Annotated in this window: 18 protein-coding genes and 1 pseudogene; 10 read left to right on the top strand and 9 right to left on the bottom strand. The window is 53.3% G+C overall.

Going from position 1 to position 19,795, the window contains the following annotated elements:
• Nucleotides 1-37: 37 nt before the first annotated feature.
• Nucleotides 38-841 carry an NAD kinase gene (locus EHV15_RS02245; protein WP_128629844.1) on the bottom strand — a complete coding sequence of 268 codons (804 nt, stop codon included), beginning with the start codon at nucleotides 839-841 and terminating at the stop codon, nucleotides 38-40.
• A 130-nt stretch (nucleotides 842-971) separates the two neighbouring features.
• Nucleotides 972-2,198, bottom strand: coding sequence for a sporulation integral membrane protein YlbJ (gene ylbJ, locus EHV15_RS02240; protein ID WP_128629843.1), 1,227 nt, complete (start codon nucleotides 2,196-2,198; stop codon nucleotides 972-974).
• 406 nt (nucleotides 2,199-2,604) lie between these two features.
• Here ylbJ and EHV15_RS02235 point away from each other — a divergent pair, with 406 nt between their 5' ends.
• Nucleotides 2,605-2,982 carry a globin domain-containing protein gene (locus EHV15_RS02235; RefSeq protein ID WP_128629842.1) on the top strand — a complete coding sequence of 126 codons (378 nt, stop codon included), beginning with the start codon at nucleotides 2,605-2,607 and terminating at the stop codon, nucleotides 2,980-2,982.
• Nucleotides 2,983-3,036: 54 nt separating this feature from the next.
• Nucleotides 3,037-3,735: a DUF2225 domain-containing protein gene (locus tag EHV15_RS02230; RefSeq protein ID WP_128629841.1), complete on the top strand. Its 699-nt coding sequence runs from the start codon at nucleotides 3,037-3,039 to the stop codon at nucleotides 3,733-3,735.
• A 122-nt stretch (nucleotides 3,736-3,857) separates the two neighbouring features.
• Here the strand turns inward: EHV15_RS02230 and EHV15_RS02225 are convergent, their stop codons facing one another.
• Together EHV15_RS02225 and EHV15_RS02220 are read right to left on the bottom strand one after the other, a co-directional pair.
• Nucleotides 3,858-4,091: a hypothetical protein gene (locus EHV15_RS02225; RefSeq protein ID WP_128629840.1), complete on the bottom strand. Its 234-nt coding sequence runs from the start codon at nucleotides 4,089-4,091 to the stop codon at nucleotides 3,858-3,860.
• Nucleotides 4,088-4,312: a YycC family protein gene (locus tag EHV15_RS02220; RefSeq protein WP_128629839.1), complete on the bottom strand. Its 225-nt coding sequence runs from the start codon at nucleotides 4,310-4,312 to the stop codon at nucleotides 4,088-4,090. Before EHV15_RS02220 ends, EHV15_RS02225 begins: the two co-directional genes overlap by 4 nt.
• 102 nt (nucleotides 4,313-4,414) lie before the next feature.
• Between EHV15_RS02220 and EHV15_RS02215 the strand changes: the two genes are divergently transcribed.
• Complete coding sequence (locus EHV15_RS02215; protein WP_128629838.1) at nucleotides 4,415-6,217, top strand: M3 family oligoendopeptidase; 1,803 nt, start codon at nucleotides 4,415-4,417, stop codon at nucleotides 6,215-6,217.
• 587 nt (nucleotides 6,218-6,804) lie between these two features.
• Here EHV15_RS02215 and EHV15_RS02210 read toward each other — a convergent pair.
• Entirely contained in the window at nucleotides 6,805-7,707 is a 903-nt protein-coding gene (locus EHV15_RS02210; protein WP_128629837.1) for a transposase, read from the bottom strand.
• A 284-nt stretch (nucleotides 7,708-7,991) separates the two neighbouring features.
• On the opposite strand from EHV15_RS02210, the pseudogene EHV15_RS38180 reads away from it, so the two are divergent.
• Nucleotides 7,992-8,225: pseudogene (locus EHV15_RS38180) on the top strand (IS4 family transposase); the annotation flags it as partial.
• 179 nt (nucleotides 8,226-8,404) lie between these two features.
• Complete coding sequence (locus EHV15_RS02200) at nucleotides 8,405-8,821, top strand: O-methyltransferase (RefSeq protein ID WP_128629836.1); 417 nt, start codon at nucleotides 8,405-8,407, stop codon at nucleotides 8,819-8,821.
• A 95-nt stretch (nucleotides 8,822-8,916) separates the two neighbouring features.
• On the opposite strand, the gene EHV15_RS02195 is transcribed toward EHV15_RS02200, so the two are convergent.
• Together EHV15_RS02195 and EHV15_RS02190 are read right to left on the bottom strand one after the other, a co-directional pair.
• Nucleotides 8,917-9,141, bottom strand: coding sequence for an alpha/beta-type small acid-soluble spore protein (locus EHV15_RS02195; RefSeq protein ID WP_128629835.1), 225 nt, complete (start codon nucleotides 9,139-9,141; stop codon nucleotides 8,917-8,919).
• 204 nt (nucleotides 9,142-9,345) lie between these two features.
• A complete protein-coding gene (locus tag EHV15_RS02190; protein ID WP_128629834.1) occupies nucleotides 9,346-10,341 on the bottom strand; it encodes an aldose 1-epimerase in 996 nt (331 codons plus the stop codon).
• A 514-nt stretch (nucleotides 10,342-10,855) separates the two neighbouring features.
• Here EHV15_RS02190 and trpS point away from each other — a divergent pair.
• The 3 genes from trpS to EHV15_RS02175 all read left to right on the top strand — a co-directional run bounded on the left by trpS (nucleotide 10,856) and on the right by EHV15_RS02175 (nucleotide 13,620).
• Complete coding sequence (gene trpS / locus EHV15_RS02185; protein WP_128629833.1) at nucleotides 10,856-11,839, top strand: tryptophan--tRNA ligase; 984 nt, start codon at nucleotides 10,856-10,858, stop codon at nucleotides 11,837-11,839.
• Nucleotides 11,840-12,064: 225 nt separating this feature from the next.
• The gene (cyoE, locus tag EHV15_RS02180; protein WP_128629832.1) at nucleotides 12,065-13,003 is read left to right on the top strand and encodes a heme o synthase; all 939 of its coding nucleotides are present in this window, start codon (nucleotides 12,065-12,067) and stop codon (nucleotides 13,001-13,003) included.
• Between the two features lie 14 nt (nucleotides 13,004-13,017).
• Nucleotides 13,018-13,620 (top strand): SCO family protein, encoded by a 603-nt coding sequence (locus tag EHV15_RS02175; RefSeq protein ID WP_128629831.1) that lies wholly within the window; start codon nucleotides 13,018-13,020, stop codon nucleotides 13,618-13,620.
• A 12-nt stretch (nucleotides 13,621-13,632) separates the two neighbouring features.
• Here EHV15_RS02175 and EHV15_RS02170 read toward each other — a convergent pair whose 3' ends face one another.
• Nucleotides 13,633-13,980, bottom strand: coding sequence for a toprim domain-containing protein (locus EHV15_RS02170; protein WP_128629830.1), 348 nt, complete (start codon nucleotides 13,978-13,980; stop codon nucleotides 13,633-13,635).
• 156 nt (nucleotides 13,981-14,136) lie between these two features.
• On the opposite strand from EHV15_RS02170, the gene EHV15_RS02165 reads away from it, so the two are divergent.
• The gene (locus EHV15_RS02165; RefSeq protein WP_178075726.1) at nucleotides 14,137-15,066 is read left to right on the top strand and encodes a serine/threonine-protein kinase; all 930 of its coding nucleotides are present in this window, start codon (nucleotides 14,137-14,139) and stop codon (nucleotides 15,064-15,066) included.
• Here EHV15_RS02165 and EHV15_RS02160 read toward each other — a convergent pair.
• Entirely contained in the window at nucleotides 15,032-17,119 is a 2,088-nt protein-coding gene (locus EHV15_RS02160) for a vWA domain-containing protein (protein ID WP_128629828.1), read from the bottom strand. The genes EHV15_RS02165 and EHV15_RS02160 overlap by 35 nt on opposite strands.
• 376 nt (nucleotides 17,120-17,495) lie before the next feature.
• On the opposite strand from EHV15_RS02160, the gene EHV15_RS02155 reads away from it, so the two are divergent.
• Nucleotides 17,496-19,667, top strand: coding sequence for a transcriptional regulator (locus tag EHV15_RS02155; RefSeq protein WP_128629827.1), 2,172 nt, complete (start codon nucleotides 17,496-17,498; stop codon nucleotides 19,665-19,667).
• Nucleotides 19,668-19,795: the final 128 nt, after the last annotated feature.

The raw sequence follows: 19,795 nt of genomic DNA, 5'->3' as shown, positions 1-19,795 counted from the left end.
GTCCTTTGCAAAATATTGTGGAGTCTTGTCCCAAGGATCAGCCTAAAAAGGCGGTGCGTACGCGATCCCAAAAAGGATACGGACGATAGCGCACGAAGCTGACTTTCTTGTCGGCCACCCGGCAGCGTACGGAAATCAGATCGTTCATGGGCAGGTTAACGTGGTCGACCGTAAGCAGCAGGTTTTGTTCTTTTTTGGAATAAATGTCGCAATGATGATGTTTCGGCAGCACGAGCGGCGATCCCATCGTCCGGAACACCCGGTTGTTGATCGAGGCGATTTCAGTGATTTGCAGCGCTTCGATCGACGGGTGAATCATGGCTCCGCCCAAGCTTTTGTTGTAGGCGGTGCTTCCGCACGGAGTAGAAACGCAGATGCCGTCCCCCCGGAACATCTCGAACATTTGGTCGTTGATGTCCACCTGGGCGACAACGGTGCCGTCCACGCCTTTCAGCGTAAATTCGTTCAGGCATATGTAGGAGGTGGTTCCCGACTTTTTTTGAATCTCCAGCTCGATTAGCGGATATTGAACCATCCGGGGCTTAGGGAGTCCGGAGTTGGCGTGTCCGCCCATCATTTTAACGAGCTCGGGAATCTCGTCGGCCTTCCAGTCCGCATAAAAACCGAGATGCCCAGTATGAATTCCGACAAAAGCGATGGATGGAATCTGATCGATAAACGTGTGAAAGGCGTGCAGCATCGTGCCGTCTCCTCCGATGGAAACGACGATTTCCGGGGATTCGGAGTCGAGCTGCAGGCCCTGCTCGGCAGCCAGCTTATGAAAAGACTCGCTTAAATCGACAGATAACTGGTCGCCACGGTCAAGCACATAATATCTCAAGATGACAAGCTCCTTTGAAGTTCCTTTTGTAAAGATCATAATCAATTCCCGGACAGAACACAACGTTTCATTTCGGCGCCGGCGGCGATGCTGCAACCGTTAGATTTTCTTCGGCTAAATCCGGCTCGTTTTACCGGTTTTGCGGCTTCGTAAGCCAGCGATGAATGATTCTCGACAGGACAGACAAAATAATCAGCGTCAAGACCAACGCAAGCGCCAGCCGGAGCGCCGCCGGAACCGACCGCCAGCCGAGAAGCTGCGCGGCTTCCGCGGGCGAAAACAGGCCGAAGGCCGGCGCGGCGCCCATGACGGGCTCCCAGACCACGAGCAGCAAGGCGGCCGCTATAAGGCCATGAAGAAAGCGGGCAAACAGGAACGGCAAGTAACGCAGGTCGCTGCCGTTTAAGATGCTGGCCACCTGGGCATGCACCGAAAGCCCGCCCCAGGATAAAATAAAAGCCGCCGCCGCTGCTTTGTACATCAGCGGGATGCCTTCGGGGGCCGCGGAAGACTTGGCTCCGAGCGTCACTTCAAACAGGCCGCCGACGATCGCCTCGGCGAGCTCCGGAGGGAGCCCAACCGCGGGCAGCAGCCAGCGCAAGGCGGCATAGAGGGCGCTCATGACGCCGGAGGCGGTCAAAATCTCCAGCATGACGGAGAAGAATACAACCAAGCCGCCGACGACGGTCATGAGCTGCAGGGACGAGACGACGGCCTGGCGAAGCAGTTCGCCGATGCTTCGCCCGTCGCTGATCCGGGCCTGGTGCATCGCCAGCAGCGCCTGCTTCAAACTGAAGCGCCGGGAGGAAGCCGCTTTGGCGCGAGCTGCGGTTCCGGGCGCGCTCGCCCGGTAAAACCGCATGATTCCCCCGATCAGCAGCGCCCCGCCGTAGTGGGCAAGCGCGAGCGCCCCGGCAAGCTTCGGGTTGCCGAAGAAACCAACCGAGACGGCGCCGATCAAAAAGATCGGGTCGGAGGAGGTGGTAAAGGCGACCAGGCGCTCGCCCTCCTCGCGGGTAACGAGGCGCTGCTCGCGCAGTTTGGCGGCAAGCTTGGCGCTGACGGGGTAGCCGGACGCGAATCCCATAGCCAGCGCAAAGCCGCCGCTGCCGGGAATGCGAAAAAGCGGCTTCATCAGCGGATCGAGCAGCTTGCCCAAAAAATGCACGATCCCGAATCCAAGCATGATTTCCGAGATCACAAAAAACGGGAACAGCGAAGGAAACAGCACATCCCACCAAATCGCCAGTCCGCGAATGCCGGCTTGCCAGGACTGTTCCGGATAGCACAGCATCAGCACGGCCAAGGCTGCGGCGGACATGAGCAGAAGAAAGGCAACCATTCGTTTTATGACCATAGTAACGCGCCTCCACATCGGATCATAGTGAAGTTTATGTGTTTTGTGGGACAAACAGCACAAAAAATTAAAGCAAGCGGCCGCGACAAATACTGATCTTTCAGCATTTTTATGCTAGAATAAATTTAGATGATAAAATTGAAACTTTAGTACCAGCCAAAATTACGATCATGGACCTCGCAGAAGTAAAATTTTGTGGATGGAGTGATAATAATGAGCATTGTTGCAGGTGTTCTCGTATGCGCTTTTGTGTACGTTATCCGTGCCTCTCTCGTCCATTCCGGTGAAGAGGATTGGAGCAGCTATTGACCGTTTCATGTTGTATAACTTACACGCAGAAGCTCCGATAGGAGCTTTTATTTTTTTTTGCTATAATATAAAGAGTTGAAAAGCAGGCGGTGAGTTTATGGATCCAACCTTAAGCATCTATGACAATCTTGGCGGCGGCCCTACGCTAAAGCGGCTTGTGGAAGCATTTTATCCCAGGGTGCAAAAAGATCCGCTGCTTGCACCGTTGTTCCCGGAGGACATTACGCCGGTGATGGAGAAGCAGTATATGTTTTTGACGCAGTTTTTCGGCGGGCCTCCCTTGTATTCCGATGCATTCGGCCACCCGATGATGCGGGCGCGGCATATGCCGTTCCCGGTGACGAGGGAGCGCGCCGAAGCCTGGCTGGCCTGCATGCGAGCCGCCCTGGAGGAGATCGGAATTGAGGAGCCGCTGCGCGGGTTCGTGCTTGACCGCCTTTCCGGCCCCGCTTTCCATTTCGTAAACACACCTTAGAACAAGACGCCGGATATGCGCCGAAGGCGGACTTTTGGAAAGGAAGTTGTAGAATTGGAACTTGAACCTCTTTATCAGATCAAAATCACCTGTGCTTACTGCGAACATGAATTTTCGACGTCGCGCGTCCGCCCCAGCTTTAAGCGGGCCGTGCGGACGGATAGCGATTTCTGCGGATATTATCAGAAGGAGAATCCCGATTATTACGTCGTCAGGGTATGCCCTTCCTGCGGATTTGCTTCCACGGAGAACTCCACGGACAGACTGAACGACAAGCAGCGGGCCCTGTTTCAGGAGGCGATCGGCAGCAAGTACATCAAACGTGATTACGGCGGGCAACGCGATTGGGCCGCGGCCCTTGAAACTTATAAGCTTGGACTGCTGTGCGCGCAAACGATCGGGGAGAAAGAGCGGATTATCGCCAGCCTCCTGCATCATATTGCCTGGCTGTACCGTTACCGGAACAATGAACAGCAGGAGAAGCGGTTCCTGCAGTATTCGCTGGAATCTTACGTCCGCGTATATGAAGTTGAAGGTGTGGGGGGCAGCGACGCCCGGCTGATGTATTTGATCGGCGAACTGAACCGCCGCATCGGCAATTACCACGATGCCGTCAAATGGTTTAGCCGCGTCATCAACGATAAGAAGATCATGGATGCCGCCATGATCCGGGCATCGCGGGAGCAGTGGGCGGTGCTACGCGAGGAAATGCTTGGCGCCGGGCATGAGCTTCCGGAGGAAATGCAAAGTTAACGCCGGAGGCCGGGGACCGGAAAGGGACCGGAATACCTGCCGGATCAAATCATAAAGGGCCGTTCTTTGAATGAACGGCCCTAATTGCAGCGATAAGCGATACGCGCGGAAGTTTGGCGGGTTTAGCGCATTAACACCGTGTCGGTGAGCAAGTAGTCGTTGTCGCAGTCCAGCACATGAACCTTGTTTCCGCAGCAGGGGAACACCAATAGCTTTTTTTTGCCTTCGCGTATGGTTTTGAGCTCACGTGGCTTTAACGGGAGCAGCACATTGCCGGCTCCGCAAAAAGGACAATCCTGTACATACACATCTCCCATGACCACATCATAAGGCAAACTCTGATTAAACGGAATCATGAGCTCTGCTTAGGATCCCCGGGTTTCGTTTCGCCTGCCGGTTCGGACGCGGAAGGTTCCGCACTGGCTTCGGCCGGTTTATTTCCGGCTTCTTCCTTGGCGAGCTCGGCGATCTTTTGGAGTAAAATGTGCTGCGGCATATGCATTAGGTGCTCGAGCGGCACCTTTAATTTTGCTGCTAATTTAACGGCGGTGTCCGGTGAAATTTGTAGCGGCTTCATATGAATATCCCTCCTGTCAAACTGGTAGCTATATAATAGCATACTTTTTCGCCTGCTTTGGCATCAATAATAAACGATTAAAGAAAGGATGAGACAATACCCATGACATTATTCACTGGACCCCTTGATCCGACTTGGGAGCTTGACTCGATTTTCCCGGGAGGTTCTTCTTCCGCAGCGTTCCGTGAATTTCTTGAGACGTTGGAACGCGATATTGCCGGTTACCACGCAGCCATTAAGGAGCTGAGCGCTCCGGTATCGCTTAAGGACACGGAAGCTTTTGACGAAATCATTGAAGGGCTGCAGGCGGCCTCCGCCAAACTGCTCGAAGCGGGTAGCTTTGTGGCCTGTTTGACGGCTCAGGATCAGCATGACAAAAAAGCGGTTCAACTGGACGCCAAAGTAACATCGCTCCGGGCCGCGTACAATAATGTGATGACCTTGTTCTGGAACGTGCTGCGCATGACAAGCGACGAGGTGTGGGAGGGCTGGATGAAGCGCGGCAAGATCGCGCCGATTTCCTTTGTGCTCAGCGAAAAACGCAGCGAAGCCCGCGAAAAGCTGTCACCCGAGCTGGAAAGCCTGGCTTCGGACCTGGCTATCGACGGCTACCACGGATGGGGGCAGCATTATGATACGGTCGTCGCCAAAGTAAACGTGCCGTTCCAGGAGCAGGGCGGGGAAGTGAAGATGCTGTCCGTGGGTCAAGCGGCCAACAAGCTGGACGATCCGGACCGCAGCGTTCGGGAGCGGGTATTTGCCAGCTGGGAGGAAGCCTGGAGCAATTCCGCCGATTACTGCGCGGATACGCTGAACCGGCTGGCGGGCTTCCGTTTGAAGCTGTACGAAAAGAGAGGCTGGGACGATATCCTGAAGGAGCCGCTGGCGATCAACCGGATGTCGGGGGCGACGCTGGATGCGATGTGGCAGGTGATCGAGGAGAACAAGCCGAAATTCGTCGCTTATTTGGAGCGGAAAGCGAAGCTGCTTGGGCTTGAAAAGCTGAACTGGGCCGATGTGGACGCGCCGCTCGGAAAAGTGACGGAAGAAATTACGTACGACCAGGCCGGGCAAGATATCGTCAAGCAGTTCGGCGGCTTTAGCCCGAAATTGGCCGAATTTGCGGCCGAGGCGTTCCGCAAGCGCTGGATCGAAGCGGAGGACCGTTCCGGGAAGCGGCCGGGCGGTTTCTGCACCGCGCTTCCGGTCAGCAAGCAAACGCGGATTTTCATGACGTTCGGGGGAACGGTGTCGAACGTGTCGACGCTGGCCCATGAGCTGGGTCATGCCTATCATCAGTATTTGATGGAGGAGCTGCCGGTGTTCAACCAGGATTACGCGATGAACGTCGCGGAAACCGCTTCGACCTTTGCGGAAATGATCGTATCGGACGCCCTGGTGAAAAACGCGGCAAGCAAGGAACAGAAAATTGTGCTGCTCGCCGACCAAATCCAGAGATCCATCGCCTTCTACATGAACATTCATGCCCGCTTCCTGTTCGAAACGCGCTTTTATGCGAAGCGCCGGGAAGGCTTGCTGGACGCCGGCGAATTGTCCGCGCTGATGGAGGAAGCGCAACGGGAAGCGTACCGTGGGGCGCTGGGCAACTATCATCCGCATTTCTGGGCTTCCAAGCTGCATTTTTATATCACGGATGTGCCGTTTTATAATTTCCCGTATACCTTCGGCTACATGTTCAGCACCGGCATTTACGCGATGGCGCAGCGGGAAGGCCAGGCATTCGCGGAGAAATACGATGCGCTGCTGCGGGATACGGGCCGGATGACGGTTGAGGAACTGGCTGCGAAGCATCTGCAGGTTGACTTGACCAAGCCGGATTTCTGGCGCGAAGCGATGGCGTTGTCCGTAGCAGATGTTGATGCGTTCTTAGAATTGACCAAATAAAAGGGTGTGAGTGGGTCCCTCGTCCTTGATGACGATGAGGGGCCCGCTTTTTTGCGGCCATGGCGCACACCGCTTCGTTTGGTAAAGCGAGCGTGAAGAGCTTCTACGCCGATCAGCACAGAAGAGGTGTCTTTCATTGTTATAGACCATCAGCCCGACCTAAATCAACTGCCAAACGAAGTAAAGTATTCTTTTCTTGGGGTGGGCGGCAGATCAACACTCGCTGTCCGGACGCTTTGCACGATTATCCCGTTTGATCAGGGTAGCAGAGAAACAGACAAGCTCGGGAGAAGAAAATATTTGGTGGAGAAGCAGATCGCTGCGAGATAATTTAGACGGGCTTAGGAGAAGGAATCAGGTTTAGGGGAGGTGAAACAGACCGGACAAGAGATCAAGACAGGAGATCAAGGACAAGACGCGAGGGAAACGAAAAGACCATGATTTTGCTGTAGCCTGAACCCTTCCATTTGCAGCAACGCCCACACCGTTCATGTTAACTCACACCAATCAAGTTGATCCGCATTAAGCTAACCCCTACCCATTAAGTTGATCTGCGTCAATCTCCCCCCACCGTTCCAGCGTCTCGATCAGGCCGCAGCCGCAAGGGGCTGGTTCGGTTGGCGCGCGATCAGCCGGCGGTAAGGGATCACCGGAATCGCCACACACATGTGCAGCAACTTCTGCCGCATCGTTTCTTCCGCTCCGGGCCGGCGCAGCGAGCGGCGTACGGTGTACTCGTTTAGGTACGCCTGCAGATGCTTCAGTCCCAAGGCTACATACGTACTCTTCAGCGATTCCCACGCCTCTCTCACCACTTTCCGCAAGGGCGCATACAGCCGAAAGGCTAGAGGAAACGACTCTACCGCCGATGTACGGACATCCACATGCTCGTTGAGGAACGCGGCGAGTTCGAGACGGTTTGCCCTTTGTCCGTCTCCTCTCTTATGCGGCACCAGGCGGATTTTGACCTGCTCCGGCTCGCCCGACTCCGTGACCGTGCATCCCGCTACGACCGCCGAGGCATACGGATTCGAAACCTGAAACCGGGACGGATTACACCCATACAGATCGCTGTTCACCTTCACGTCTCCGCAGAGCAGCTCACGGGCATCGAACTCTAGGGCGGCATGGCGTATTTTATGCAGCATCAACCAGGCGGTTTTGTAGGTGACCCGGATCACCTTGCTCAGCCGCATCGCCGAGATGCCGCCCTCAAGCAAGAACAACTCCAGCGCCTTGAACCACTTGAGCAGGGGCAGATGCGTTCCTTCAAAAATCGTGCCGACCAAAGCCGACGTTTGATGCTTGCACTTTCCGCACTCGAACAAGGGGATATGCCGGGAAGTCAGACGGCTGCACCGGGTGTGAGCGCAGCGCGGGCAGACGAAGCCGTTCGGCCACTTCATCGCGATCACCGCCTCCATGCAGGCCTGCTCGCTGTTATAACGGCTGCTGAATGATTGAAGTTCCGTTCCCGCATTGCCCTCCATGTTCACTCGCCCCCGAATCAAGAATTTACGAACGCACGTTCCATTTATTTCATTATACCAAACATATGTTCCCTGATCAAGCCGAAAATCTTAATTGAACCGCCTTATTTTTTCCCCGTCTCTTTTTCTTCTCTCTTTTTTTGGAACCCTCACTCTAGCCCCCACCCCCCGCTTTCTGAGCGAAAGGGATAATTGTGCAAAGGTAAGCAGCAGGCAGGGACACCAAGACACGAACACCAAGACACGAACACCAAGACACGAACCCTTTAGACAGCCCCCTCACCTGGCGTCGATTTGTGACACTGCTCGAAACGGCTATGGTGCAAAAGGTAGATGTGCTGACCTCGGCGGATCGTAACGCCCTTTTCATCGTTGACGCTTCCATGCTTCCATGTTTGAACGGAATCGCAGCAAAGCGGTCGAGTTGCTTGCCCGATTTAGAGATCATGCCACCGGCACGTTTTGCAAGGGAACTCCTATGCTCACGATCTATGCTCACGATGGGCTGGTCGAACGGCCGCCTGCCGATTTTTTGCTGCAAAAGTTGAGTTATGTAATTTAAAAAAAATTGCAGTCATATTTTGTATAGTAATTAATAACCAAATTTGTAGTATATTGTTGATGTATACAAAATCATGGACTATAATGAGACATAAGCCCTATGTGATAGGGACTTACATGGGAAGGGAGGGTGGATATGCTGGGAATCGATGAAATTTCCCTCGCCAGACAAGTGGAAATGGCGTTTAAGGAGATGGAAGAGGAGCTTTCCGGATTAACGTCAGGCACCGTATTCATCCAAATCCGCAACAATACCATCGGAAAATTCGGAATCCGCCACAATCCGATTGCCGGACGGAACGGGCATCTCGCCGAGGAGAGCACAGGGCTGACCATGGAGCAGATCATTTGTTTTCGGAGGATGGCCATCGAGTCGTTAAAGTTCAAACGGTATTGGACTCACGGGGAAATCAGTTATGAATTTGCGCTTCGCCAAGGAATGATTGTCGTCGACGCCATCTTGGAATCCAATTACAACATGGCCAATTTGCTGATCCAGCGCTACTCGCGTAAGGACGCCATCAATACATACAAACAAGATAAGACCTCTTAAAACGGGGTAAATGCAGAACGCATGAATCGGGAAACAGGCGACCTGCATTGCAGATCGCCTGTTTCCTATAGTGTTAAATGATAGGAGAATGCAAGTTACAGGTTCGAACGACCCGACAATTGCTGCTCCGCCAATTGAACCAGACGTTTCGTAATGTAACCCCCGAGGGAGCCGGTTTCACGGGATGTGTAGTTCCCGTAGTAACCGTCTTGCGGAATTTGGACGCCCAATTCTTGAGCTGCTTCAGCTTTCAGTTGTTGCAGCGCGGCGTTGGCTTCGCGAACGATAAGGTTGTTTCGGCTTCCGCTTCTACCTGCCATCGTTGTCACCTCCTTTGCCTTTGTGCTGTTAGTATGGTTCCTAGGGAGAAAAATATGCGGGTAGACTCCGATCTTTAGTAGTGGTAATTATTTCATTTCAGAAATCGGCGGCCCAGTGGCGGCGCACAAAAAGGCCGTCCATCATCGCAGGTGGATGACGAACGGCCGCTTAGTTTTCGTATTGACGTATGCGAAGCAAAAGGATCAGGCGTCTGAATCGGGGGCGGATTCGCCGGCAGGGTAAACGATATCCAGGTTCAGGTTCAGCTCAACGGTCTGCTGTGGCTTTAAATCAATCAACCCGGTCTGCTCGGCAGGCAGGGGGGAATTTGGGGCATCCGGGAGCCAGGTGTAAGGCTCGATGCAGAAAAACTGATCGGCTTCGCCCTTGGAATAGATGACCCAAAATATAAAATATTCCGGATCGGCGGAATAACGCAGACCGTACCCGTCATCCCGGGTCAACGCGGCCACCGCGGGTTTGCCGCCGATGTTCAGCATCGTATCGCAGTTTACGCCCTGCAGGTTCATCCCTTCGTTTAAAGCTTCCCATGGACCTAAAGGAGCGATCTCTCCCGTGGGGATCAGCTCTTCATCGGCTTTGAACAGTCCGCTAACCGGCAGCTTCAGGTTCCAGCGGCCAGGTTCGCCGTCGATCAGGAACCAGGTGTGCAGGCCCAAACCGAACGGAGTGGCGTTTTGTCCCAAGTGCGTGATTTTAAAGGTTTGCTTCAAGGAAGCACCCTGCAGCCGCAAGGTCATTTCCAGTTTCAGCGGTTCGGGAAATTGCCGGATCCAGTTCGGATCATCCGAGGTGACGAACTCCGTTGTGATGGCGCAGCCCTCGTCGTCTTCTTCGATATCGCTGACGCACCAGGATTGCGTACGGTGCAGCCCGTGGATGTGGTTGTCGTTGGCGGTGTTGCGGTCAAACTGATATTCCTGGCCCGCGTACGAGAAGTGCCCTCTGCGAATCCGTCCCGGCGGAATCAGCAAAGGGATGCCGAAGTGGTACGGCTTTTGCAAATAGAAATCCAGTTCGCTTTCGTCCGGATGGCGCAGCACATCGCGCTGCTGAACACGGTCCCAAATGCGAATCACGTTATTGCCAAGGCGGGGTAGCAGCGTGACTTCAAGTTCGTGGCTATGTAAGATATACGTATCGTAACCGTTCCATTGCCCTTTGGTCACCTTTTTCATATCGTTGCTCCTTTTCCCACATAATTATCTGTTCCTTAAGCTAAAACTAATCATAACATTTTTTTGCGGTAGACGAAAAATGAATTTGACATGGACGGCAAAGACTTTTATGATTATTATCAACAAAAGCGGGTTCTGCAAAGGTTCTGTAGCCTTACAGGATTCGCCGATAACGATAATGCGATGATGAGGGCAAGTAAGCGAAACGTTCGTCCTGCAGAAAGCCGGTGGTTGATGCGAACCGGAGGAGGAGCTTTGGCCGAATGGGCCTCGGAGCGCCGGACAGAACCGCGAGCAGGCGGGAAGCCTTGCTGCGAATTGCGAAGTATGCCGGCCGGGTCATTCCACGTTACGGAACCAATAAGGCTGAATTCGGCCTAAGGTTGGCTTGCACAAGCGTAGCTCAGGCTGCAAGAACCTTGGAGAATTCGGCGAATAAGGGTGGCACCACGGTCTCACGTCCCTTTGCGGGAGTGGGGCCTTTTTGCATTTAAATCAAGGAGGTTATTGAACGATGAAAAAAGTGCTTTCAGGCATTCAGCCAAGCGGGAAACTAACATTGGGAAATTATATCGGGGCGATCAAAAATTTCGTAACCTTGCAGAACGATTACGCCTGCAACTTTATGGTGGTGGATCTTCACGCCATCACGGTCCCCCAGGAACCGGCCGCATTGACGGAACAGTCCGAAGCTGTTGCGGCGCTGTATCTCGCGGCGGGCATCGATCCGAATAAAGCGAACGTCTATCTGCAATCCCACGTGATGCAGCACGCCCAGCTCGGATGGCTGCTGACCACGCTCACTTCGATGGGCGAGCTGGAGCGGATGACCCAGTTTAAGGACAAATCGGCGGGCAAAGAATCGGTGGGTGCGGGATTGTTTGTGTACCCGGCCTTGATGGCGGCGGACATCCTGGTTTATAACGCTGACCTGGTGCCGGTGGGCGAGGACCAGAAGCAGCATCTGGAGCTGGCCCGGGATTTGGCGGGACGGTTCAATCACCGCTACGGCGACTATTTTACGATTCCGGAGCCGTATATTCCGGAGGTCGGCGCGCGGATCATGTCGCTGGACGATGCCTCGAAAAAAATGAGCAAAAGCAACCCGAACCCGGGCAGCTATATCGCTTTGCTGGACGAACCGGACGTTATCCGCAAAAAAATCAGCCGGGCGACGACCGACTCGGGCCGCGAGGTCAAATTCGATCCGGAGAACAAACCGGAAGTCAGCAACCTGATTACGATTTACAGCCAGTGCTCCGGCCTGTCGATCGAAGAGGTGGAGAAACGCTACGAAGGCCAAATGTACGGTCCGTTCAAAAAAGATTTGGCCGAGGCCGTCGTCAGCGTGATCGAGCCGCTTCAGCAGCGGTACCGCGAGATCCGCGAGTCGGGCGAGTTGCGCCAGATCCTGCGCCAGGGCGCGGAACGGGCGTCCGAAACAGCGGAAAAAACGCTGCAGGACGTGCAGCGGCTGATGGGGTTTGTTGTTAAGTAACATTAATATCCGGGATAAAATCACAAAGACCGCTGGATAACCTCCAGCGGTCTTTGTGTCACTAAATTGTCAAAATAACCACCCTATATTCCGATGATTGTCAAACACTTTTGGGTTTTGATATGATAAAGTTTATAGCGAGAGCGAAAATTGCTGAATAATTTACGGATTTATTGATATAGCTTAGTCCCAAACTCAATAAAATTTGTAGGAGGATGAATCCGCGTGGACAAACCATTAAGATATCAGGCTTCTTCGGAATCCGCAGCGTTGTCCGTGAGACCTACTCCTCCGGGAGAGGCGGCGACTTTGAAAGATTTCATCGCTTTGACCAAGCCGGGCATTCTGCGTTCGAACCTGATCGCGGCCTTCGCCGGTTTCTGGTTGGCTTCACATTGGCAACTGCAATACGGCAAGCTGATTTTCATGCTGCTGGGAACGATGCTGGTCATGGCCTCTTCGTGTGTTTTTAACAACTATTTCGACCGGGAAATGGATATGAAAATGGCCCGCACGAAAAATCGCGCCCTCCCGACCGGGAAGGTTTCCCCGAAAACGGTGCTTTGGTACGCGATTGTTTTGGGCATTTTGGGCCTTGCCGTTTTGTTTGCGTTTTCCGGCCCGTTGGCCGGCTTGTTCGGCGCAGTAGGCATGTTCGTGTACGTTGTTGTTTATACCCTTTGGCTGAAAAGAACTTCGACCTGGAGCACCTCCATCGGGGCGATTTCCGGGGCGATGCCGCCGGTCATCGGTTATGTTGCGGTGTCCGGCACCGTCGATCTGGGCGCATGGCTGCTGTTCGCCATGTTGTTTTTGTGGCAGCCTCCGCATTTCTGGGCGCTTGGCATCCGGCGCACGGAGGAATACCGCGCGGCCGGTTTTCCGCTGCTGCCTGTAGTGAAGGGCGTTCTGCGGACGAAGCTGCAGATGATCCCTTATCTGGTCTTGCTCGTACCTATTCCGATTCTGATGTACGTTTATGGCTACACGGGGATCTGGTTTCTGGTGATCGCGGAAATTTTGTCGGTTGCCTGGCTGTTGATGGCGCTGACGGGCTTCCGCACCAAAGACAACGATGCTTGGGCGAAAAAAGTGTTTCTGTTCTCCGTAAATTATTTGACGGTGAACTTGATCGTCATGATTCTCGATACCGTACGGTTGTAATGGAGGTCTAAGGGATGGCTGTTTTGAAAAAGTACAAGTGGACCTGGATTTTGCTGGCGATCTGCGTTGTTTTGGCGGGATATCTGCTGTGGGACACGTATGCCGCCAAGCCGAAGCTGCCGGTTATCCGGCCGGTGGGCGAATTCAGCATGCAAAATGTGGACGGCAAGACAGTCACCCTGGGGGACACGAACGGAAAGGTCAGATTGTTTTATTTCTTCTTCGCCAACTGCCCGGACGTTTGTCCGATCACGACGTTCCGGCTAAGCCAGGTGCAGGATATTTTGAAGGAAAAGGGCTTGTTTGGCAAAGACGCGTCGATCGTCTCGATCACCTTTGATCCGCAGCGGGATACGCTGGAGAACGTTAAAGCTTTCGGCGATAAATTTAAGGCTGATTATTCGGGCTGGTATTTCCTGCGCGGGGATGAACAGCAGACGATCGACCTGGCGATGAACTCGTTTCAAATCCTCATTAACAAGGATAACGATGGAAACTTTGTGCACATGGACCTGATCGGGATGGTCGACCGTGAAGGACGCCTGCGCGAAATTTACCGCCCCGAGGCGACGCCCGAGGAAATCGCTCAAGGCGTGATCGATTTGGCACGAGAATAAATATATAACAGCCTAGTACGAAGCCGGCGGAGGATATACAATAAATTCCTCCAGTCCGGCTTTTTCCAATTGGGCGATTAAATATTCGTCAGGCGTTCCTTCTACCCCGGCGTACCCTCGTCTAGTATAGATTTGTTCGGCATCGGGAAAAGCGTCCCTGAGGACGGCGCGGATTCTTTTCCCGGACGGGTCGTTGTCCAGAAACAGATAAAGCTCGTCGTCCCCCGTCTGCTTGCGCAGGGATTCGAGTTTTGCCGTGTTCAGTGTGCCAAAGGTGCAAAGGATGCGCACCTCATCGCCCAGCAGGCGGCGCAGCTTGCTGCGGTCGTTTTTGCCTTCGACAATGATGCTGACGCTCAATCTAAAATCACCCCGGGAGTAGGATTAAATAGGTTTGGTATGCTTTTAGTTTATACCGGGCGGGGGGTGTGATGCAAAATCTGCGGACAACCTCCGGACATTGATTTAATGTGTTAAAATAAGCCCATAAACCGTTGAAAGGTGAATCGTGATCAAATGCTTGGGCTTGAGTTAAAACGAAATGCCAGAATCGGCGGGCAAGGCGAAGCTTCTTCCCGCAGCCAATACCGCATCCGCAAGGTCCTTTCCGTCAGCGAGCTGGCGGTTGTGTATGCCGCGCGAAATGAAACGGATGGAAGCAGATGCGTTGTGAAGGAATTTTGCCCGGGACGATTCGTGTACAGAAGCAAGGACGGATCAACACTGCGCCGCAAGGCCGGCACGGCGGCCGACAAATACGCGGTGCTTTGGAGTGCTTTTCAGCAAGAAGGGGCGCTGCTGGAGAAGCTTGAGCACCCGGGAATCGTGCGCTGCCTGGACCGTTTTGAACAGAATGGGACGGCGTATATCGTGATGGAATATTGCGAAGGCGTCACGCTCGATAAATACATAGCTGCAAATAAGGCAGCAATTACACCGCGTTTTTTCTACGAAACGATCCTCCCGTTAATCGACACGCTGGATTATTTGCACCGCTTTGGCATCATTCACCGGGACTTGAAGCCGGGCAACCTGATGATCTCAAGCGGCGGGGCGTGCAGGCTGCTTGATTTTGGCTCGGCGGCGGCAACGGGTGAAACGCAAGAGCGCCGGCCGATTTTGACAACGGCGGGATATTCCCCGCTTGAATTGTATTCCGAGCAGTCCCGCCAGGGTCCGGAAAGCGATATTTACAGCCTGGCCGCCGTGCTGTATTTTTGCTGCCGGGGCCAGGCTCCCACCGATGTCCGCAAACGCTTGTTCGAGGAGCGGCAGGAGCTGGCCGGTGCGGAGATGAAACGCGCCTGGCCGTTTCTGTCCCGGGCGGTCGAACGGGGACTTGCCGTTTCGGCGGACAAACGCCGCGTGTCGCTGAACCGGTTCAAAGCGGCCATTCGCCTCGAACATAGGCTCAGCTGGCTGAATCGGCGCGGGTATAAATATTAGTGCTTGGCTTGATCGCTTTGTAACGCAGTTCCAGTTCGGTAATCCCATCCTCGAAGGTGATGTACAGCTTGTCGTTGTATTCGAGGGTTTCCCGTTTATTGCTGGCGAGCGGCGTACGGTTGCGAACCAGCGAGCAGCGCGATTTGTTTTGAACGATCAAGATGCCACCCTTACCGGCCGTAAAGTGAATATTCCGCGCTTCCGGCAGCGGTTCGTTGACGTCGAGGCTTTGGAACAGCTCGCCAAGATTGACGGTTCGGCCGTCAAACGAGGTGAGCGGCCACGATTTGACCGGAATTTCGCTGCCGCTGGCCGTAGCCAGGAAATATCCCTCCAGCTTTCCGGCAAAAGCCGGCTTGGGCCGCAGCCAGAAATACAGGGCAACGCCGATCAGCGCCAGCGCAATTCCTGCGGCGATGGACCATTTCAGCACCGTATATTTGGATTTAACATTCAGCTTCAAATGGGCTGTTACCTGGGCGCCTTCCGGATCGGTGGCGGTAATCGTAAGCTCCGCTCCGCCGGTCCGCAGCGGCGAAATGTTCAATTGGTCGCCGACCAGTTCGGCCCGGGCCGCCTTGCCCGCCGCGTCCTCCAGCGCAAAGCTCAGCTTGTCCCCGTTTTCATCAAGGAACAACGTGTTTAAATCATACTCCGTCAGCCCGTCTTCTTTCGTCAACTGAAGCTGCCCTTTTCCTTGAATAACCGGCGCCAGATTAACGATCTTTTGAACATTTGCCGGCGTATCCCGGAAAAAGGTATCTCCCTCCATTTTCACATACCACTCGTATTCCCCCGAAGCGCTGAACGTGTACTCGGCATAAAATCTTGTTCCTTCGTTTTTCATCTCTACTGCGTTTTCGGTTTTGGCGGCTTTATCCAAAACGACCAGTTCTGCGCTGAGTCCCTGATAAAGCTCCTTCTCCTCCAACGGCTCGTTCGAATTGGCGTCGATCAGAAACGCTTCGATTCCGGCGGGTTTTCCCTTTACCGCCTCCCCCTTCGCCAGCTTGGCTTTCGCCTCCATGGCGTAGCTGCCGAGCAAGCTGATTTTCACCAAATTCCCCGAGTTGCCCTTGAATTTGAGCGTCGCGGTTCCCTTTTTCGGCGCGGTGATTTTCAGCAGGGTGTAGCTGTTCGACTTGAACATGCGAATATTTTTGGAACTGTAGAACAACTGCGCGTCCTTCAACGGGTGCGCGGATAACAAGATGATGTTGGCCTCGCTCATCGAAGAGTTGGGGATCTCCACCTGGAGCTCCTGCAACTTACCGGAAGCGGTCACCCCGGCCACGGGCATGAGCACGGAGCGCATTTCCCGGGCGAAAATCTGGTTGAAAATTTCCGGCAAATCATCCGCGCTGCTGGTCGTATAGAAAGCGCCCCCGGTATTTTGCGCGATTCGTTTCAGTTCATCGGGATTTACCGTGCCATCATGATTCAGGCCGATCGTGTAAATGGGGTACCCGTGTTTTTGGGCCATGGCGATCGCGGTATCGCTGTCTTTCGCCGAATCTTCCTTGGTTCTGGATTGCCGGTAAGGGCCGAAATCCGTTTCTCCGTCGGACAGCAGGATGAGAAACGGTTTGCGTCCTTCCGTTTGCCCGCCGTTTGCGGATGCCGTCAGCAGCTTGCTGCCCGTGAGCAGGCCCAGGCCCAGATCGGTGTAGCCCGTCCGGCGGAGCCCCTCGATCTGCCGCTTGATCTCGTCCCGTTTGGAAGCGACGGAGATCGGGGTAAGCGGCATGGAATTCACGATTTGATGATTGTAGGCGGCGAATCCGATGCGCGTCCGGCTGGCGTCGCTGATATCCATAAACATGCGCACGACCTCGCCCGCCATTTTGTCCGGATCGGCATGGTTCATCGAGTAGCTCGTGTCGAGCACGAAGATGGCGTCAAAGGCTTCCTGATTTTGCGGCTCTTGCTGCTGTACGGCGGCCTGAACGGGAACGGCAAAAGAGCAAGCCGTTACAGCCAAAAGAAAAAACAGGAGTATAGTCCTAGAAATGATGAAAAATGTAATAATGTGTCGATTCTTCTTTTGAACCATTATCCAATACCCACCTCAATTATCTAAAAATTACAAAATAGATATATTAAACTATCTATCAACTATCCCCTTTATATCGGACTAACCATTTTGAATTTGTATAGACTTCCAAAAAATAGGTCTCTGATTGGATAATCATCCCTTTCATAGGTTTTTCTATAGGTCTAAAATCCTTATTTCGGGAGCAAATGCTACAGATTGACAATTTAGGCGGACGCTGTTTATGATTACCCCTAAAGGCCTGACCGGAAGGTGCCGGTTTGGAAAGAACCTAAACACAGAGCACTATTTTAGGGGGCTACAGCCGCATGAATTATGGGGTTTTTGGCATAGGTAATGCGTCTTTGAAGAAGCGGGAGGAGGACAAAAAGATCATATGGATATCATCAATCAAACCAATCGGACGATGCTGTTTGATGAGATCAATCCGGAGAAACTGGACTTGCTGACAATTGTGGGCGATGTCAAAGGGATCGACAGCTTAAGCGACGACAAGATCAAGGAGATCAACGAGCATCTGCTCATACGCAGCTTTGACGAATTTTTGACCAAGTTTTCGCCGTGCGTGTATTCGTTTTTCAATGCGGCCAACCAGAAAGTCGTTTATACGCTGAAAAAACCCGAGGGCATCGCGGAAGATGCGATTTCGGAAATCCGGATCGACCAGAACAACGATTTTCTGAAAATGCTGTTTACGCTGATCGATACGAAGCGGAGCCAGGGCATGACCAACGTCGATTTCAAATTCGAGAATTTGCTCGATATGATTTCACCGAAAAAGGTTATGGACGATATCCGGCAGGTGCGCAAAGAAATCCATTACTTGTACGGACAATATGACAAACTGGATGAAGAAGATCCGAAGAAGTTGGATTTGGGCGACAAGCTGAATGCGATGTTTGAAGAGGCAAGTGCAAATTATAACAATGTGATGGCGATGCTGCCGCTGGCGATCGAGGACATTAAAACACGGCTTCTGCTGGGAGGCTCCAGTGAGGAAAAAGACGCCGAAGCGGTGCAGATCGGGATGCTGACGATCGGAGAAAGCGGCGAATTGAAAATCATCGAAGCGCCGAAGAGCGAAAGCACGGAGCTGGTGCTGCTCGACGAGAAGGGCTCCAACGGGTTGGCGGTTGTCTTCGAAGATGATTACAACTCGATTACGGAGGCTCCATCCGGTTATGTTCGCGATTTGGTTGTACGTACCTTTAGCCCGTTGCCGGCCGTAAGCACGGAAGTCAACGTGGAACAGGAAGTGCAAAATTACAACACGTATCTGGAATTTTACAAGACGGCCAAGGACGATTTTGTAAAAACGGTCAAACCGCTCGTGGAGAAAATTTTGGGCGTGAAAATGTTTTTTGACCAATATGCCGTGAAGAACAGAGGGATGCAGCCGTCAATGCTCGTCACGAACAGCAAGCTGGAGATGACCGTCAAGAGCTCCAACATCCCGCGGCTGGAGACGTATCTGAACACCGTTAACGCGAAAAACGATTTCACGGATACGATCTGGTTTGGCATCGTGCCTTCGGTCGAGCTGGAAAGCGCGGGCAAAGTGAAAGTCAGCCGCGAGCGCTTTAAGGGCAACGAGAAAATCGTCAAGCAGGACGGCAACAACATGGAATCGCTGGCGATGCTGCTTACGGTCGTGAAGGAATTCAAGGTGCAGGTTTTCTTCAGCTTCGAATCGGGCGAGGAGACGACGTTCAACAACATCGCCACCTCGGGAGTCGACAAATACATTGACAAATGTGCGCCGCTCATCCGCAAGGATTACAGCGAATTCGCCATCCCGTGTCTGCCGAACTTCACGGTCATCCCCAAGGAGAAGTCGGGCGTGATCATCGACAGCCGCATGGTTAAAACCGAAGGCGGGGCGGCTCAGCTCTCCCGCGAGAAGGAAGACATTCTGAAGCTGTGGATCGAGGGCGTTTACGTGGGGGCGTCTTACGTCGCCGCCGGGATTGCGGCCGCTTATCAGTGTCCGGAATACCTGCGGGAATCGTTCAAGAACACAAGCAAGGAGTTTCCGGGCGTGCGCTTCGACATCGAAGCGGGGGACAACAGCCTGCGCGCCGTGACGACCATGGCCAAAGAAATCACCGGCTTCACGAATACGATCAAGGATTCGATCAACCGGAAAAATTTCGGCTTTGTTTTCTCCTCGGAAAACGCACAGCTCCAGGGTAAAGACATTCGCCGCATCACTGTTTACAAAGCGAGAAGCCTGGCGGCGTCCGAGGACGGATTCGACTCGATTTACAAGACGCTGGTCAGCACGTATATCGAGCGGATTTTACGCTTCCAGACCGCCGACTTCAAGCATGAAAATATTATTAAATTTTTCAGCAACAACCCGACCAGCCAGAAGAGTCAATGGCTGGCCAAGCGAGGCTTCATCAACTCGATCATCTATGACGGGGACGATATGAATTACGTCATCGACGAGAAAAACAACCTTTGCCATATCGACTTGATCTACAATGGCAACGTGAAAAATCTCGAAGTGATGATCACCAAGGGCACAAGCCCCGTCAAAGCTTAGGCATATTCGAGCACAATTTTCGTATGTAGGAGGACCGGCTGCCATCCGGTGACCGCCCTCGTTACATAAATTCCGGGGCGGGCTGTCCACTTGGATAGCAACGCCCTGGAGCCATCATATTTTTACCT

Source organism: Paenibacillus oralis, from assembly GCF_003863965.1.
Classification (GTDB): domain Bacteria; phylum Bacillota; class Bacilli; order Paenibacillales; family Paenibacillaceae; genus Fontibacillus; species Fontibacillus oralis.
The sequence above is the reverse complement of the archived record's forward strand: the minus strand, read 5'-3'. Positions and strand labels throughout refer to the sequence as shown.